Annotated in this window: 17 protein-coding genes; 14 read left to right on the forward strand and 3 right to left on the reverse strand. The window is 44.0% G+C overall.

Going from position 1 to position 16140, the window contains the following annotated elements; all coding sequences use genetic code 11:
* Positions 1-49 precede the first annotated feature (49 nt).
* Complete coding sequence (locus ACH9UM_RS01510; RefSeq protein WP_004847769.1) at positions 50-298, reverse strand: TM1266 family iron-only hydrogenase system putative regulator; 249 nt, start codon at positions 296-298, stop codon at positions 50-52.
* Between the two features lie 462 nt (positions 299-760).
* On the opposite strand from ACH9UM_RS01510, the gene ACH9UM_RS01515 reads away from it, so the two are divergent.
* The 3 genes from ACH9UM_RS01515 to trxB all read left to right on the forward strand — a co-directional run bounded on the left by ACH9UM_RS01515 (position 761) and on the right by trxB (position 2970).
* Positions 761-1033 carry an acylphosphatase gene (locus tag ACH9UM_RS01515; protein WP_004847771.1) on the forward strand — a complete coding sequence of 91 codons (273 nt, stop codon included), beginning with the start codon at positions 761-763 and terminating at the stop codon, positions 1031-1033.
* 107 nt (positions 1034-1140) lie between these two features.
* Positions 1141-1935: a pyrroline-5-carboxylate reductase gene (gene proC, locus ACH9UM_RS01520; protein WP_009242403.1), complete on the forward strand. Its 795-nt coding sequence runs from the start codon at positions 1141-1143 to the stop codon at positions 1933-1935.
* 120 nt (positions 1936-2055) lie between these two features.
* Positions 2056-2970, forward strand: coding sequence for a thioredoxin-disulfide reductase (trxB, locus tag ACH9UM_RS01525; RefSeq protein ID WP_009242402.1), 915 nt, complete (start codon positions 2056-2058; stop codon positions 2968-2970).
* Between the two features lie 124 nt (positions 2971-3094).
* Here trxB and ACH9UM_RS01530 read toward each other — a convergent pair whose 3' ends face one another.
* Positions 3095-3832, reverse strand: coding sequence for a 1-acyl-sn-glycerol-3-phosphate acyltransferase (locus ACH9UM_RS01530; protein ID WP_009320646.1), 738 nt, complete (start codon positions 3830-3832; stop codon positions 3095-3097).
* 130 nt (positions 3833-3962) lie between these two features.
* Between ACH9UM_RS01530 and ACH9UM_RS01535 the strand changes: the two genes are divergently transcribed.
* The 7 genes from ACH9UM_RS01535 (at position 3963) to ACH9UM_RS01565 (ending at position 10506) form a co-directional block, all read left to right on the forward strand.
* Positions 3963-4451, forward strand: coding sequence for a protease complex subunit PrcB family protein (locus ACH9UM_RS01535; protein WP_004844901.1), 489 nt, complete (start codon positions 3963-3965; stop codon positions 4449-4451).
* An 11-nt stretch (positions 4452-4462) separates the two neighbouring features.
* On the forward strand, positions 4463-6019 hold the full coding sequence (locus tag ACH9UM_RS01540) for an SPOCS domain-containing protein (RefSeq protein WP_009242399.1): 1557 nt from the start codon (positions 4463-4465) through the stop codon (positions 6017-6019).
* Between the two features lie 69 nt (positions 6020-6088).
* Positions 6089-6964, forward strand: a complete 876-nt coding sequence (ispE, locus tag ACH9UM_RS01545; protein WP_004844903.1) for a 4-(cytidine 5'-diphospho)-2-C-methyl-D-erythritol kinase — start codon at positions 6089-6091, stop codon at positions 6962-6964.
* A gap of 1 nt (position 6965) precedes the next feature.
* A complete protein-coding gene (locus tag ACH9UM_RS01550) occupies positions 6966-7649 on the forward strand; it encodes a GntR family transcriptional regulator (protein WP_004844904.1) in 684 nt (227 codons plus the stop codon).
* A gap of 72 nt (positions 7650-7721) precedes the next feature.
* Positions 7722-8447, forward strand: a complete 726-nt coding sequence (gene spoIIR / locus ACH9UM_RS01555) for a stage II sporulation protein R (protein ID WP_004844906.1) — start codon at positions 7722-7724, stop codon at positions 8445-8447.
* A gap of 1 nt (position 8448) precedes the next feature.
* The gene (locus ACH9UM_RS01560; protein ID WP_004844907.1) at positions 8449-9639 is read left to right on the forward strand and encodes a cation diffusion facilitator family transporter; all 1191 of its coding nucleotides are present in this window, start codon (positions 8449-8451) and stop codon (positions 9637-9639) included.
* Between the two features lie 135 nt (positions 9640-9774).
* Positions 9775-10506 carry an acyl-[acyl-carrier-protein] thioesterase gene (locus tag ACH9UM_RS01565; RefSeq protein WP_004844908.1) on the forward strand — a complete coding sequence of 244 codons (732 nt, stop codon included), beginning with the start codon at positions 9775-9777 and terminating at the stop codon, positions 10504-10506.
* On the opposite strand, the gene ACH9UM_RS01570 is transcribed toward ACH9UM_RS01565, so the two are convergent.
* Entirely contained in the window at positions 10503-11294 is a 792-nt protein-coding gene (locus ACH9UM_RS01570) for an HAD family hydrolase (protein WP_004844909.1), read from the reverse strand. The genes ACH9UM_RS01565 and ACH9UM_RS01570 overlap by 4 nt on opposite strands.
* A 219-nt stretch (positions 11295-11513) precedes the next feature.
* Here ACH9UM_RS01570 and cobK point away from each other — a divergent pair, with 219 nt between their 5' ends.
* The 4 genes from cobK to glmM all read left to right on the forward strand — a co-directional run bounded on the left by cobK (position 11514) and on the right by glmM (position 16097).
* The gene (gene cobK, locus ACH9UM_RS01575; RefSeq protein ID WP_009242397.1) at positions 11514-12317 is read left to right on the forward strand and encodes a precorrin-6A reductase; all 804 of its coding nucleotides are present in this window, start codon (positions 11514-11516) and stop codon (positions 12315-12317) included.
* 128 nt (positions 12318-12445) lie between these two features.
* Positions 12446-13192, forward strand: coding sequence for a 30S ribosomal protein S2 (gene rpsB / locus ACH9UM_RS01580; RefSeq protein WP_004844911.1), 747 nt, complete (start codon positions 12446-12448; stop codon positions 13190-13192).
* Between the two features lie 181 nt (positions 13193-13373).
* Entirely contained in the window at positions 13374-14294 is a 921-nt protein-coding gene (gene tsf / locus ACH9UM_RS01585) for a translation elongation factor Ts (RefSeq protein WP_009242396.1), read from the forward strand.
* 459 nt (positions 14295-14753) lie between these two features.
* A complete protein-coding gene (gene glmM, locus ACH9UM_RS01590) occupies positions 14754-16097 on the forward strand; it encodes a phosphoglucosamine mutase (protein ID WP_004844913.1) in 1344 nt (447 codons plus the stop codon).
* Positions 16098-16140: the final 43 nt, after the last annotated feature.

Below are 16140 nucleotides of genomic sequence, written 5' to 3' on the forward strand. Positions count from 1 at the left end.
TGTTTTACTCATAAGCGGGCGTTTGGATCATATAGCTGTTACAAATAAGTTACGTTGTTTTGCCGTAGATCGTTTTCGTGCTGACGCCCGGAAGCATTCCGAGTTTGCCGGAAAGGGCGCTGATGATATTGTTCGGGGCGTCTACGGCGATACTGATAATATGGATTCCTTTTTCTTTGTATGGCAGTCCCATTCTTCCGATTACATATTCTCCGTAGTCGCTTAGAAGATGGTTTAGTTTATCGACGGATTCTCGGGTTTCGAGAAGAACGCCGATAAGAGCGATTCTAGTGTCCATAGTATGTCTCCTTGTTATAATTCGTATAGTGTAAGCAGTTGACAAGGTTTCAGACAAGTTCGGACTTTCGTTTGCAGACATTGTAAAAAGCGCGCCTGAAAAGGCGCGCGGATATACAAAGAAAGAGGGAGAGTCCCTCTGATATTCCATATGTGCGCCTTTTTGCTCAGGAGGATGCCTTTGCAGTCAGAACGTATGTCTTGTGTTTGAGTATAGCATAAAGTTGGAAGAATGACACGAAAAATTTTGGGATTCACTTGTTGTTTTATGTATTATGCATAAAACTTTAATATGTTTTTAGTGCGGTTTCTATAATATGATTTTTATGATTTCATTTGTGATATAGTCACTGTTAAAAAGTTTTTATTGGTTTAATATGAAACTAGAGTATAATAGAAAAGGGTTCGTAAATTCATTTCTATGATTGAAGCATATATTTTCAGAAATTGAGGAGGCGGTAATATGGCAGAGATCAGAAAACGGATCGTTTTTCACGGACGCGTTCAAGGCGTCGGATTTCGTTATACGGCAAAATATCTCGCGCAGTCTTTGGAATTGACAGGCTGGGTTCGCAACGACTGGGATCAAACTGTGACAATGGAAGTTCAGGGAAGAGAAGCGCTGATCAATAAACTGCTTGTCGGCTTGAATCAAGGGCGTTTCATCGATATTCAATGGATGGATACTGAAGAGATTCCGTTAGAGGAAGAACGGGAATTTACGGTGAAGTATTGAAAAATGAGCAAAACGAAAAACTGAAAAAATGATAAAACAGAGAAAATATTGAATAGAACGACGACAGATAAAAGGAAAATAGAAATATGGAAAAGGAGAATAAGATTATGAAATTAGGATTTATCGGAACAGGAAATATGGCGGGCGCGATCATGGGAGGCATTATCAGAAATGAGATCTTTAAGCCGGAAGAGATCATCGGCGCGGATATTTCAAAGGAAAGCCGAAGCAAAGTGCAATCTGCATATGGGATCAATGTGACAGAGGATAATAAGAAAGCGGCGTCAGAATCAGAAGTTCTTGTACTCTCGGTGAAGCCGCAGTATTATGCGGAGACGATCAAGGAGATTAAAGACTGTGTAAGAGAAGATCAGCTTATCATTACGATCGCTCCCGGAAAGACGCTTAAGTGGCTGGAAGAACAGTTTGAAAAAAAGGTTAAGATCGTTCGTGCAATGCCGAATACACCGGCGCTTGTAGGAGAGGGGATGACAGCCGCATGTGCAAATGATGCGGTGACAGAAGAAGAAAAAGAATATGCGTTGAAAATCTTACGTTCTTTCGGAAAAGTAGAGATTGTGGCGGAAAATATGATCGATGCTGTCGTTGCCGTAAGCGGAAGCGCTCCTGCATATGTATTTATGTTTATTGAAGCGATGGCGGATGCGGCTGTGTCGGAAGGAATGCCGAGAAAGCAGGCGTATGAATTTGCCGCGCAGGCAGTTTACGGAAGTGCAAAGATGGTGCTCGATACGGGAAAACATCCGGGAGAATTAAAAGATATGGTATGTTCTCCTGCGGGAACAACGATAGAGGCTGTCCGCGTTCTGGAGGAGAAAGGACTTAGAAGCGCGGTGATCGAAGCTATGAAAGTATGCGCTGATAAATCGAGAAAGATGTAATAACGAAGAAATAAAGTGCTGCAAAACAGACTTTTACAGAAGCAAGGAAGCGAATTGAATTTTGCAGAATGAAAGAAATAAACAGGTCGTTTAGTGACAGGAAAAAAGGAGATGAAAATTATGTATGATATCGGAATCATCGGTGGCGGGACTGCCGGAATGACAGCGGCGATCTATGGTCAGAGAGCGGGAAAAAGAACAATTATTATAGAAGGAGGAACATTTGGCGGTCAGATCACTTCGTCTCCGAATGTAGAAAATTATCCGGGGATCGCAAGTGTGAGCGGAAGCGAATTTTCCATGAATCTGCTCGATCAGGCAATGAAACTCGGCGCAGAGACACAGATGGCGCAGGTGACGGGAATTCGTGATGAAGGAGAAGTAAAAGTAATCGTTACACCGGAAAAAGAATATCCGTGCCGGAGTATTGTTTTAGCAACCGGAGTGACGCACAGACATCTTGGAGTACCGAATGAAGAGCGGCTGACAGGGGCGGGAGTTTCCTATTGTGCAACATGTGACGGAATGTTTTTCAGAGGAAAAGAAGTCGCCGTAGTAGGCGGCGGAAACACAGCGATCCAGGATGCGGAATTCCTTTCCGACTATTGCAGTAAAGTATATCTGATCCATAGAAGAGATGAGTTCCGGGGTGAAAACAGCGGTGTGAAGCGGCTGAAAGAAAAGGAAAACGTAGAGTTTATCCTCAGCGCGACAGTGAAAGAACTCGTCGGAGAATCCATGGTGGAAAAATTAATTTTAAATGATAAAAAGACGGGAAAAGATTTTGAACTTCATGTGTCAGGTGTATTTGTCGCAGTCGGCCAGATCCCTAAAAACGAGACGTTTGCAGATACGGTAAAATTAGATGAGGGAGGATTCGTTCTCGCATCGGAAGACTGCCTTACATCTCATCCGGGAATTTTTGCGGCGGGAGACTGCCGTACAAAAGAAGTAAGACAGCTTACGACGGCGGCGGCAGACGGCGCGGTGGCGGCGCTTGCGGCATGTAAATATATCGCAGATCAGAGTTTGTGAGATTTTGTGCTGAATTATCATTTTAATAAGTAAAATAAAAAACAGTTCCGTTTTACAGACAGTTCGATGAGTCTGTATGAAAAGCGGAACTGCTTTTTTATTTTTTTGATATTTTTATTTGAGTTTAAAAATATAATTTTGCATTTTTTTCAATCGTTTCTTTGATGATCGATTCTACGTGATCTCCGATATGACGTTTTGTTTCTTTATCAAGCCGGTCCGGATAGATCGGTTTTTGGTATTCGATCACGACATGGGTTTTTCTAATCTTCGGAAAATGATTTTCAAAAATTTCAGCCGTGTTGTTCATGCAGATCGGAACGATCGGACAGCCTGTTTTTGTGGCGATTTTAAAAGCGCCGTCTTTAAACGGAAGAAGGGAAAGCTCCGCTCCTGTGTTGCGCGTCCCTTCGGGAAAGATGCAGATTGAAATCCCCCGTTTAATGTAATCTATAGCAGTCAGTATAGTCTTTAGTCCTTGTTTTGGATCGGAACGGTCAAGGAAGAGACAATACAGGCGACGCATCCACGTTGTAAGTGTCAGATATTTCTCCATTTCTTTTTTTGCGACATATCCGGTGAGACGTTTGCATCGGCTGTATGTCAGGAGAATGTCGAAGTAGCTTCGATGATTTCCTACAAAGAGAACCGCTTCGTCGGGAATGTTTTCCTCTCCGATGACCGTCGTTTTTACTCCGGTTATTTTTAAAATCACTTTGAATCCCCATTGTACGATGCGCAAAGAACTTATGTCGCGGGCGTTCGGGGCAAATTTTCCGATGATCCATTCAACGATGAGGATCGGAATTGTAAGGATGAGAAATAATATAAGAAAAATTACAATACAAATAAAACGAAACATAAATAAACCTCATTTTCTTCTTAAATTTGCAATACAACGGTAATTATACAGCGGAGGATAGGAAAACACAAGACTTATAAAAGGATAGAATGATATAGGCATAAGGAAGGTGTACAGCGCATATGTTTGTATGGAAAAATGCAGAGGTTCGATCGGAATGGACCGAGGATATGCAAAAAGAAAGCTGTTAAAAAAAGATACGCAAAAGGCGGCAGTGTTCGGAGCGGTTCTGATCTGTGCCGCAGCGTTTACGGCAGCGCTGACAGGATGTGTTTCAACACAGGCAGAGACGGAAAAGATACGAGATATGAAGTACGAGGTGATTGAGGAAGAAGATATTCCCCAAAGTCTTCGGGAGATGATCAAAGGAGGAGAGAAGAAACCGTTTCGGATTACATATTCGGATCAGGGCTTCCTCTATATCGCACAGGGATACGAGGTTCAGCCGACAACCGGTTATAGTGTGGAAGTGAAGGAACTTTATGAGACGGAAACGGCCGTCTGTATAAAAACGACTCTGATCGGTCCGAAAAAAGGGGAGGAAAAAGAAAAAGCAGAAACATACCCCTATATAGTCGTGCAGACGGAAGATGTAAAAAAAGATGTTTTGTTTAAGTGAGGAGGAGAAAGATGGATCTGACGAAAAAAACAGTTCATTATACACAGGAGGGAAAAACCGTTTTTGACCGGTTTTATCTGGATGAAGATTACAATGTGCCCGAGCAGAAAGAAGCTGTTCAAAGAATCGTGTACAGCAGTGCCAAGCTTAAGACAGAGGATGTTCGTCCTGTGGAAAACTATGTGAAAGTAACAGGAAAAGCGTATTACAAAATCCTTTATATGACGCAGGGGGAGACAACGCTTTCGGTGTTGGAAGGAAAGATTCCGTTTGAAGAGATGATCTATGCGGAAAATGACGGCGAAGAGACGTTTTTTATCCGAAATGAAAGGACGGAATTTACTGTATCGGTCGTTCATTCAAGAAAACTGACTCTTCGGGTAGCTGCGGAAATGGAACTGGGAAGGGAACGGATGAGAGATGAAGAATTGACGACAGATGCAGAAAGTGATTTTCCGGTATACAAAAAACGACAGAAGATGAATGTGTCGGAATTAAAGATTTCAAAAAAAGATACGTACCGTATCAAAGAAGAAATAGTACTGCCGGGAACGAAAGAAAGTATCGGACAGATTTTATTTTTTGACATAAGCGGAAGAAAAGCGGAAATCCGCCCCGGACAGGATGAACTGCTTATACGGGGCGAGGCGGAAGTATTCTGCATGTATCTGTCACCGGAAGAAAAAGTGGAATGGATTGAACAGAGCGTGCCGTATGAGGGAAGGATTCCATGCGAAGGCGCAGAGGAAGATATGATCTGTCAGATCCGGCAAAGTCTGGAAGATCCTATCGTCGATATCCGTCAGGATGGAGACGGAGAAATGAGAGCTCTTGGTATCGAAGCGACTCTTTCTATGAAAATGAATGTTTATTCTGAAGTGGAAACAGAGATATTAAAAGATATGTATTCTCTTGACAGAGAGTGCGTACTTGAGAAAAAAGAAGGCATTTATGAGGAAATGCTTATGTACAATCAGGCAAAATGTAAGATTGCGGAGCGTCTGACGCTTCCTGAGCTGAAAGAGGACGTTTTGCAGATTATTCACAGTGAAGGCAGTATCCAGGCAGAAAGCGAGCGGTACACTGAGGAAGGAGTGGAGATTGAAGGAATACTCCATATTTCTTTTCTCTATCTGAGAGCGGATGACGAACAGCCATATGGAAGTTGGACAGGGATGATCCCGTTTTCGTATCTTGTGGAATATCCGAATCTTCCGAAAAATGTCAGCGCAAGTCCGGCGTATCATGTCGAGCAGCTTGCCGTGACTCTTGCGGGAAGCGAGGCGGTCGAAGTGAAGGCGGTGCTGACCTTTGATATCTTTTTGAAAAAGCTGATATCGGCAAGTATGATCACGAATGTTTCCGAACGGCAGTTCGATACGGACGCTTCTGTAAAACGCCCGGGGATCGTCGGTCATATTGTGCAGGATGGGGAAGATTTGTGGAGTCTGGCAAAAAAATATATGACGACGGTATCCGGTATTATGGAAGTTAATTCTATGGACAATGAAAATGTGAAAACGGGGGATAAATTATTGATTTTTAAAGAAAATATGAGTATACTGTAAGCATAATGTATACAAGATACAAGTAAATGTACAGATACACAGAGGCGGAAAACGGGCGGAGGACGGAAGATGAATGAGATTGAATTGAAATCACTGGCAAAGATCAATCTTGGCCTGGATGTGCTGGGGAGGAGAGAAAACGGTTATCATGATGTAAGGATGGTAATGCAGTCGATTTATCTCCATGATGAAGTGAAGATCGAGAAGAAGAGAAGGGAAGGAATCGAGATTGTATCGAATTTAAGATTCCTTCCTATAGGTGAAGGAAATATAGCATACAAAGCGGCGCACATGCTGATAGAAGAATTTTCATTGGAAGGCGGAGTCAGGATCACTTTGAACAAGCATATCCCGGTTGCGGCAGGACTTGCGGGAGGAAGCTCGAATGCGGCGGCGGTTTTGTTCGGTATGAACCGGTTGTTCCGGCTCGGTTTATCTAAAGAAGAACTGATGGAAAGAGGAGTGAAGCTCGGCGCAGACGTACCATACTGCATTATGAGAGGAACGGTTCTGGCAGAAGGGATCGGAGAAGAACTAAAAGAACTTCCTCCGATGCCGAAGTGTACGGTTCTTATAGCAAAACCGCCGATCAGTGTTTCTACAAAGGTTGTATATGAGGCTCTGGATGCGAAAGAAATCTCAGAACATCCTGATATCGACGGGGTGATCGAAGGATTGGAAGAAGGCAGTCTGAAAAAGGTTGCCTCTGCTATGGGAAATGTTTTGGAAGATGTGACGATTCCTATGCATCCGGTTATTGAAGAGATCAAGCAGGAAATGAAAGAGTGCGGAGCTTTAAACGCAATGATGAGCGGAAGCGGTCCGACTGTGTTCGGTTTGTTTGAGAACAGGACTGCGGCGCGTGAAGCACAGAGACGTATCAGGGAGAAGTCACTGGCAGGACAAGTGTATGTGACCAGTATCCATGGAGTGAGGAGGAATTAAGATGCCGATTGATTTTGAAGTGACGATGAATGAATACCTTCCCTTGAGAGATGTCGTATTCAATACGCTCAGGCGGGCAATCTTAAGAGGAGAACTAAAGCCCGGAGAGCGGCTGATGGAGATACAGCTTGCAAACAAACTGGGAGTGAGCAGAACGCCGATCCGGGAAGCGATCCGAAAGCTGGAATTGGAAGGACTTGTGCTCATGATACCGAGAAAAGGCGCGGAGGTAGCGGAGATTACAGAAAAAAATCTGCGCGACGTACTGGAAGTTCGGTGTGCGCTTGAAGAACTTGCCGTACAGCTTGCGTGTGACCGCATTAATCAGGAGGAAATACACGAACTTCATGCCGCTGCTGCCAGATTTGAACAAATGTTTGACAGTGACGATATAACAAGTATCGCACAGGCAGACGAGGCGTTTCATGATGTGATCTTTCAGGCGACGGATAATGAAAGACTGATTCAGCTTTTGAACAATCTACGCGAACAGATGTACCGCTACCGGATTGAATATTTGAAGAAAAAGGAATGCTATCCGCAGCTTATCGCAGAACACGAAGCGATCATGCAGGCAATCGAAGGACACGACAAAGCAATGGCGACTCAGATTACCGGGCAGCATATCAATAATCAGGTAGATACCGTAGTCGGAACGCTGCGCAGTAAAATGCCGGATTTTTGATGTATAAAAGAAAAAGAAATGTCCATACTCTCTGTAGCATAGTTATAAAAACAGCAGACGGAGGGAATACATATGGACAGAACAAAGATCAAAGATCAATTCGGACAGTTCGGCAGGAGGCGGGAATACGGGGCGGATGATGACAGAACGACTAGCCGGCAGATGAAAAAATCAAGGCGGATGTGCGCCGCAGCTGCGGTACTATTTGCATTCGCTGCGGCGTTTGCTCTGACAACGGCGGTTTACAGGATGGATGCGAAAGCGCAGAGTGATCTTCAGCGACGATTATCAGAAGAAGTGCTTCGCTTTCATGTTCTGGCAAACAGCGACAGCAGGGAAGATCAGGCGCTGAAATTAAAAGTGCGTGATAAAGTGCTGGAGTTTCTGGAGGCAAACATGGCGGATGAACAGCATATGACAGAGGATGAAACCGTGATGTGGATACGGGAGCATATCGATGAGATCGAGGATGTGAGCCGCCGGTGTGTTGCCGAAGAAAACTATGATTATCCTGTAACGGCGGCGGTGACAACTTGCTGGTTTCCCGATAAAACATATGGCGATGTAACGTTTCCGGCAGGAAATTATGAGGCGCTGCGTATTGAGATCGGTTCGGCAAAAGGACATAACTGGTGGTGCGTTCTCTATCCGAGTCTCTGTTTTCGCGATGCGGCAAATGCAGTCGTTCCGAATGAAGGAAAAGAAAAATTGAAACATGTTTTGACAGAAGAGGAGTATTCAGAAATCACGGCAGGAACAGAGTTTAAAATAAGCTGGTATTTTTGGAAGAAGAAATAAAATGACACAATTTTTAATAGAACATTTCGTAAAAGATTATGAGGACGTAGAGAAGATATCTGTAAGAACGGCGTATGGAGTGCTGGCAAGTATTGTAGGTATCTTCTGTAATGTCTTTTTGTTTGCAGTAAAATTTACTATCGGAGTGATCGCGCACAGCGTGTCGGTTATGGCGGACGCTTTCAACAATCTGTCGGACGCAGGTTCGTCGATCATTAGTTTTATCGGAGTGAAAATGGCGGAGAAACCTGCGGACAGAGATCATCCGTTCGGACATGGAAGGATTGAATACATAGCGGCGCTAGTAGTTTCTTTTCTTATTTTGGAAGTAGGGTTTACTTTTCTGAAAGATTCGATCGGGAAAATACGAACGCCGGAAATGCTGAATTTTCAGATAGCTTCGGTCATTATACTGATCTTATCGATCGGAGTGAAACTGTGGCTTGGTCTGTTCAACAAGCGGCTTGGCGAGAAGATAAATTCTAAAGTGATGATGGCAGTGTTTGCGGATTCTATGGGAGATGTGATCACAACAGGCGCGACGATCCTTTCGCTTATCGTTTTTCGAATTACGGGCTGGAACATTGACGGAGTGGTCGGAATCGGAGTTGCCCTTGTTGTAATGTGGGCAGGAGTCGGCATTGCAAAAGATACGTTGGAACCGCTGATCGGTGAAGCAATCGATCCTCAGGTATATGATCAGATTAAAGCTTTTGTAGAAAAATACGACGGCATTGTAGGAACGCATGATCTGATCGTTCATAATTACGGACCGGGAAGGAGCATGGCTTCGATCCATGCGGAAGTACCGAATGACGTAGATATCGAAAAATCCCATGAGATCATCGACCGGATCGAGAGAGATGCCAAGCAGACGTTAGGTCTGTTTCTTGTCATTCATATGGATCCGGTGGAGATGAAAGATGAAAATGTGCTCAAGATACGGAAAGTGGCGGAAAAGATCTTAAGAGAACTCGATCCTTCGTGCAGTCTGCATGATTTTCGTATCGTTCACGGAACAAGACAGATCAATCTTGTATTCGATATGGTCATTCCCATCAATTATGATGAGGAGAGAAGAAACGAGCTTCCGCTGCTGATGATGGAGAGGCTGAAACAGATCGACAACAGATATGAGTGCGTGATAACAGTCGATTATGAATTTGTGGCGAAAGCGGAAGCAGAAGAGTAGAGCGAAGGATAAAAGACGGATGAAAGAAGAATAAAGGACGATCGGAAAATGCTTTAAAAGAGGCGGAAAAGCGAAAAACAGCTGCAAGAAGAGCGTGAAAAACAACAAGAAGAATGGCAGGAAGAAGGAATAAAAATGGAGAGAGCACATAAATACGAATTTGAAGGCAAGGTAAGATACAGTGAGATCGATCACAGGGCGACAATGACTCTTCCGGCGTTGATCAATTATTTTCAGGACTGCAGTACCTTTCAGTCCGAGCAACTCGGATATGGAATGGATGTGTTGAAAAAAGAGAAAAAAGCGTGGGTTTTGGCATACTGGCAGGTGATTGTGAAAAGGTATCCGAAGCTATGCGAAAGGATCACAGTCGGAACATTTGCTTCAGGTTTTAAAGGGATGTTCGGAAACCGTAATTTTTATATGAAAGACGAAAGCGGAGAGCAGATTGCCTGTGCGAACTCGATATGGGTGTATATGGACGTAGAAAAAGGAAAACCGGTTCGTGTTGACAAAGAACAGGCGGAAGCCTATGGGATTGACGAACCGCTGGAAATGCCGTATGAGGACCGCAAAATCGAAGAAGCGGAGTCTTATGAGGAAAAAGCGCCGTTTCCGGTGCGAAAATACCATATAGATACAAATGAGCATGTAAATAACTGTCAGTATGTTCAGATGGCGCTGGAAGTGCTTCCGAGGGATATCTTAGTCAGTCAGGTCCGGGTTGATTATAAGAAGTCCGCAGTGCTTGGAGATAAGATATTTCCGGAAACAGCACAGAAAAAAGACCGCGTGATCGTCCGTCTTTGCGATGAAGACAGAAAACCATATGCGGTCATAGAATTTAAAACCGGATGTCGGTCTTAAAGATCGAGTCCGGCAAGAATATCTTCAAGAACTTCTTCTACAGAGTCGGTAATATACTTTGCATGTCCGGCGATGCCGGGGGCAGCGTTTGACATGGCGTATCCCATGCCGACTGTTTCAAGCATTTCCACATCATTATATTGATCGCCGAAGGCGACACATTCTTCGGGGGTTATGCCGAAAAGATCCATCAGATTTCGGAGCGCGCTTCCTTTGTTGCACCCGGGAACGATGAAGTCGATCCAAATGTTTCCGGAAGTGACAACTTTGATTTCGGATGAAAATTTCTCCTGAAGTTCTTTCAGACAGTCCGTTGTTCTGCGGGAAGTCATGTTCGCGAACGCAATCTTTAAAAAAGGACCTTTGACAGTTAAGAGGTCGTCCACGATCTCGGTTGTGTTGTGCATCACATTTACAATGTGGTTTGCGAATTGGGAGTTATTGTTTTCGATCAGGCAAGTATCTTCTCGTGATACTACAATCTCAAATCCGGGTTCTTTTTTTAATTCGCGCAGAATGCGGTAAGCGAGATCGTCCTCAATCAGTCCCCGGGAGATAACTTTCCCCTGATGAATGCACAGAGAACCGTTTTCGGCGATGTAGGAGATATCGTCTTTGATCTCGTGAAAGAGAAGTCGTTCGTTTGCATACTGGCGTCCGCTTGCGGCAACAAAATGAACTCCTTTTTGGGTCAGCGCCCGGATAAGTTCGATTGCCCGGGGCGTCAGCTCCTGCGCTTCGTTTTGAAGCAGAGTGCCGTCTAAGTCGCTTGCAATTAATTTGATCATAGGTCAATCCCTCCATAAAGTTATAGAAAAGTTATAGATAAATATAAGGATAAGTGTTTCTTCTGCGTGTCCGCGTATTAGATTATAACGTAAAAAATATCGGCAGTAAATAAAAAATAAGACTTAAAAAGCGCATGAAAAAGCGCTTGATAAGAGAACTTTTTGATAGAGGCAAGAAAAATCCGAAGTTAAAAAATGAGTAGAAAGAGTGAAAGTCAGATGAAAAAAGACAAGATATGGATTTTCGCGGGAACAACAGAAGGCAGACTGCTCACCCGGTATGCATCACAAATGAAAATGAAGTGTTGTGTCAGCACCGCAACCGAATATGGAAAAAGCGTTCTGGGAGAGAATGAGGGAATCCGGGTCATACCCGGGCGGATGGATCAGTCAAAGATGAGAGCGTTTATAAGGGAAAATAATATCGGACTTGCGGTGGATGCAACCCATCCGTTTGCAAGACAAGTTACAGAAAATATTTGCGCCGCATGCGAAGAAGAAAAGATCAAATATGTTCGCTGTCTTCGGGAAAGAGAAACGAACGATCCGGCTGATCATGCGGGAGAAACGAGTGACGGAAGACCCATATCTGCGGCTTCGGTAGAAGAAGCGGTGGAATATTTAAAAAAGACAGGCGGGAATGTGCTGATATCTACAGGGAGCAAAGAACTGCATTTGTATACCCGGATAAAAGATTATAAAGAAAGATGTTTTGCAAGAGTCCTTTCGACGCAGGAGGCAGTCGCAGAGGCAGTCCGTCTTGGTTTTGAGGGGAAACATCTGATCGCAATGCAGGGTCCCTATTCGGAAGAACTGAATCTGGCAATGCTCAAACATATAAATGCAGCTTATTTTGTGACGAAAGAATCAGGCGGCGCAGGCGGGTTCGAGGAAAAGAAAAAGGCGGCGCAGAAAGCCGGGGCGGAACTTATCGTGATCGCGCGCCCGAAAGAAGAAGGAAAAAGCCTTCAAGAGGTGAAAAAACTTATGGAAGAATTCCTTGCAAAGGAAAATCTTCTATGATATACTACGAATGTTGCAAAAAAACACGCATGCGGTTATCTCCGTCGGTGCCTAAGCCGGAGAATCCGGACGGTTTCGGAGGAAAACAAAACATGCGGAAGTAAAAAACCAATTTGGAGGAAAGAAACATGGGCGTTATTTCAATGAAACAGCTTTTAGAAGCAGGTGTTCATTTCGGACATCAGACAAGAAGATGGAATCCGAAAATGGCTCCGTACATCTACACAGAGAGAAATGGTATTTATATCATCGACCTTCAGAAATCAGTAGGAATGGTTGACGATGCATACAAAGCCGTTTCTGACATCGCGGCAGAAGGCGGCACGATCCTTTTCGTAGGAACAAAGAAACAGGCTCAGGATGCGATCAAAACAGAAGCAGAGCGCTGTGGAATGTATTATGTAAACGAGAGATGGCTAGGCGGTATGCTCACAAACTTTAAGACGATCCAGAGCCGTATCAAACGTCTCAAAGAGATCGAGACAATGTCAGAAGACGGAACATTCGATGTACTTCCGAAAAAAGAAGTTATCGAGCTGAAAAAAGAGTGGGCAAAACTTGAGAAGAACCTTGGCGGAATCAAAGATATGAAGAGACTGCCGGACGCAATCTTCATCGTAGATCCGAAAAAAGAAAGAATCTGCGTACAGGAAGCACACACACTTGGAATTCCGTTGATCGGTATCTGTGATACAAACTGCGATCCGGAAGAACTGGATTATGTGATCCCGGGTAACGATGATGCTATCAGAGCTGTTAAGCTGATCGTTTCTAAGATGGCTGACGCTGTGATTGAAGCAAATCAGGGAGCAACAGACGAAGAATACTACGAAGCAGAAACAGCAGTAGAAGCTGAAGAGGCTGTTGAAGAGTAAGAAAACGAGAGCTTCAGCCTAAAAATAGGTTGAAGCTTTTTGCTTGTATAGGCGACGAGCAAAAGTCCGGGCCTGCCCGAGACCTTGGCGACCGCTTACAATCCCGGAAGACGCCGTTTGGCACTTACGGTGATTTGTTTAGGTGAAAAAGAATATTGAGAAGATAATGGAGGAAATTATCATGGCAATCACAGCAGGAATGGTAAAAGAATTAAGAGAAATGACCGGAGCGGGAATGATGGACTGTAAAAAAGCTCTCTCTGAAACAAACGGAGATATGGATGCGGCAGTAGAATTCCTCAGAAAGAACGGACAGGCAAAAGCTGAGAAAAAAGCTGGAAGAATCGCAGCGGAAGGTATTGTAAAAACAGTTGTAAAAGACAACAAAGCTGCAATCGTAGAAGTAAACTCTGAGACAGACTTCGTTGCAAAGAACGATGAATTTCAGGGATTTGTAGAGACAGTTGTAAATCAGATCGTTGATTCCGAAGCGGCAGATATGGATGCGTTCATGGCAGAAGCTTGGGCAGCAGATACAACAAAAACTGTAAAAGACGCTCTCGTAGAGAAAATCGCAGTGATCGGAGAAAACCTTAACATCAGAAGATTTGAGAAAGTTGCTGCTGACAACGGATGCGTTGTATCTTACATCCACGGCGGCGGACGTATCGGAGTTCTCGTAGTGGCTGATACAGACGTTGTGAATGACGACATCAAAGCATGCCTTAAGAATGTAGCTATGCAGGTTGCTGCTATGTCTCCGAAATATGTATCCCGTGATGAAGTTTCTCAGGAATACATGGAGCATGAAAAAGAGATCCTTCTTGCTCAGGCTAAGAAAGAGAACCCGGAGAAACCGGAAAATATCATTGAGAAGATGATCATCGGACGTCTCAACAAAGAGATGAAAGAAATCTGCCTTCTTGATCAGGTATACGTTCAGGACAGCGACCTTACAGTTGCAAAATACGTTGACAAAGTAGCAAAAGAAAACAATGCTAACGTAACAGTTAAGAAGTTCGTTCGTTTCGAGACAGGCGAAGGACTTGAGAAAAAAGTTGACGATTTCGCAGCAGAAGTAGCAGCACAGGCTGGAATGTAAGCGTTTAGCACAAGCGCGACATATACAAAAAGAGGATTCGATATGAGTTTACTCATATCGAATCCTTTTTTTGTATATACCGTGCGACGCACGGTAGTGAGATGTAGCGAAGCGGAATCGAACTAAGCGCTTGTGCGGACGAATCGAGACGCACGGTAGTGAGATGTAGCGAAGCAGAATCGAACTAAGCGCTTGTGCGGACGAAGCGAGATGCACGGTAGTGAGATGTAGCGAAGCAGAATCGAACTAAGCGCTTGTGCGGACGAAGCGAGATGCACGGTAGTGAGATGTAGCGAAGCGGAATCGAACTAAGCGCTTGTGCGGAAAAAGAAAAATGTAACATATAAGAAATACTTGTAACTTTTTCGTAATGGTAATATAATGTGTTTATGTCACAAAAGAGAGTAGAAGATTCTTTTGCAGCATAAATATTATAAAAGAACAAAGAGGATAATCATTATGGGAAAATATTTTGGAACGGACGGCTTTCGTGGTGAGGCGAATGTTGTGCTGACAGTAGAGCATGCATTTAAGGTAGGACGTTATCTCGGCTGGTATTTCGGACAGGATCATAAGGCAAGGATCGTGATCGGAAAAGATACGAGAAGAAGCAGCTATATGTTTGAGTATGCTCTTGCGGCGGGATTGACAGCGTCAGGCGCGGATGCGTACCTTCTTCATGTTACGACAACCCCCAGTGTTTCATATGTGGTGAGAACGGAAGATTTCGACTGCGGTATTATGATTTCTGCAAGTCATAATCCGTTTTATGATAACGGGATCAAAGTGATCAACAGCGCAGGACATAAATTAGAGGCAGAAGTAGAAGAAAAGATTGAGGCGTATATAGACGGTGAGATCGGAGAGCTTCCGCTGGCGACAAAAGAAAAGATCGGACGTACTGTCGATTATGCAGCGGGAAGAAACCGTTATATCGGCCATCTTATCTCAGTAGCAACACGTTCTTTCAAAGATATGAGAGTCGGATTGGATTGTTCTAACGGAAGTTCATCTGCAATCGCGAAAAGCGTATTTGACGCGCTCGGAGCTAAAACATATGTTATCAATAATGAACCGGATGGTACGAACATCAATACAGACTGCGGATCTACACATATTCACGTTCTTCAGGAATTTGTGAAAGAGAAAAAGCTTGACGTCGGATTCGCTTATGACGGAGATGCAGACAGATGTATTGCTGTAGATGAAAACGGAAAAGTGATAGACGGAGACTTGATTCTCTATATATGCGGAAAATATCTTATGGAACAGGGCCGTCTTGAGGGGAACACGATCGTAACAACGGTAATGTCTAACTTGGGACTGTACAAAGCGTGTGATAAGATCGGTATGAAATATGAGCAGACGGCGGTCGGCGATAAGTACGTCTATGAGAATATGCTGAAAAACGGTTATATTCTCGGCGGTGAGCAGTCAGGCCATATCATTTTCAGTAAACATGCAAGAACAGGCGACGGCATCCTTACCTCACTTTTGATTATGGAAGTAATCCTTGAGAAAAAACAGTCTCTCGGCACACTTGCGGGAGAGGTGAAGATCTATCCTCAGCTTTTGAAAAATGTCCGTGTCACAGATAAAAAGACGGCGAGAGAAAATCCGGCAGTTCAGGAAGCAGTTCAAAAAGCGGCTGACGAGCTTGGAAGCGACGGACGTATCCTTGTTCGCGAAAGCGGTACAGAGCCTGTGATCCGTGTAATGGTCGAAGCGGCAACTGATGAAATATGCGAAAAGTATGTAAACAGCGTTGTGAAGGTGATCGAAGATCAGGGGCTGACAGAATAAGCATTACGATTTCGCGGGTAAAAATAGAGATCGGGAATTAAAA

This window comes from Mediterraneibacter torques, assembly GCF_044591705.1.
GTDB lineage: Bacteria > Bacillota > Clostridia > Lachnospirales > Lachnospiraceae > Mediterraneibacter > Mediterraneibacter torques.

What these genes read in the sequence shown, in the direction of transcription:
- ACH9UM_RS01510 (WP_004847769.1), bottom strand. Translation starts at nt 298, where the DNA reads ATGGACACTAGAATCGCTCTTATCGGCGTTCTTCTCGAAACCCGAGAA.
- ACH9UM_RS01515 (WP_004847771.1), top strand. Translation starts at nt 761, where the DNA reads ATGGCAGAGATCAGAAAACGGATCGTTTTTCACGGACGCGTTCAAGGC.
- proC (WP_009242403.1), top strand. Translation starts at nt 1,141, where the DNA reads ATGAAATTAGGATTTATCGGAACAGGAAATATGGCGGGCGCGATCATG.
- trxB (WP_009242402.1), top strand. Translation starts at nt 2,056, where the DNA reads ATGTATGATATCGGAATCATCGGTGGCGGGACTGCCGGAATGACAGCG.
- ACH9UM_RS01530 (WP_009320646.1), bottom strand. Translation starts at nt 3,832, where the DNA reads ATGTTTCGTTTTATTTGTATTGTAATTTTTCTTATATTATTTCTCATC.
- ACH9UM_RS01535 (WP_004844901.1), top strand. Translation starts at nt 3,963, where the DNA reads ATGGAAAAATGCAGAGGTTCGATCGGAATGGACCGAGGATATGCAAAA.
- ACH9UM_RS01540 (WP_009242399.1), top strand. Translation starts at nt 4,463, where the DNA reads ATGGATCTGACGAAAAAAACAGTTCATTATACACAGGAGGGAAAAACC.
- ispE (WP_004844903.1), top strand. Translation starts at nt 6,089, where the DNA reads ATGAATGAGATTGAATTGAAATCACTGGCAAAGATCAATCTTGGCCTG.
- ACH9UM_RS01550 (WP_004844904.1), top strand. Translation starts at nt 6,966, where the DNA reads ATGCCGATTGATTTTGAAGTGACGATGAATGAATACCTTCCCTTGAGA.
- spoIIR (WP_004844906.1), top strand. Translation starts at nt 7,722, where the DNA reads ATGGACAGAACAAAGATCAAAGATCAATTCGGACAGTTCGGCAGGAGG.
- ACH9UM_RS01560 (WP_004844907.1), top strand. Translation starts at nt 8,449, where the DNA reads ATGACACAATTTTTAATAGAACATTTCGTAAAAGATTATGAGGACGTA.
- ACH9UM_RS01565 (WP_004844908.1), top strand. Translation starts at nt 9,775, where the DNA reads ATGGAGAGAGCACATAAATACGAATTTGAAGGCAAGGTAAGATACAGT.
- ACH9UM_RS01570 (WP_004844909.1), bottom strand. Translation starts at nt 11,294, where the DNA reads ATGATCAAATTAATTGCAAGCGACTTAGACGGCACTCTGCTTCAAAAC.
- cobK (WP_009242397.1), top strand. Translation starts at nt 11,514, where the DNA reads ATGAAAAAAGACAAGATATGGATTTTCGCGGGAACAACAGAAGGCAGA.
- rpsB (WP_004844911.1), top strand. Translation starts at nt 12,446, where the DNA reads ATGGGCGTTATTTCAATGAAACAGCTTTTAGAAGCAGGTGTTCATTTC.
- tsf (WP_009242396.1), top strand. Translation starts at nt 13,374, where the DNA reads ATGGCAATCACAGCAGGAATGGTAAAAGAATTAAGAGAAATGACCGGA.
- glmM (WP_004844913.1), top strand. Translation starts at nt 14,754, where the DNA reads ATGGGAAAATATTTTGGAACGGACGGCTTTCGTGGTGAGGCGAATGTT.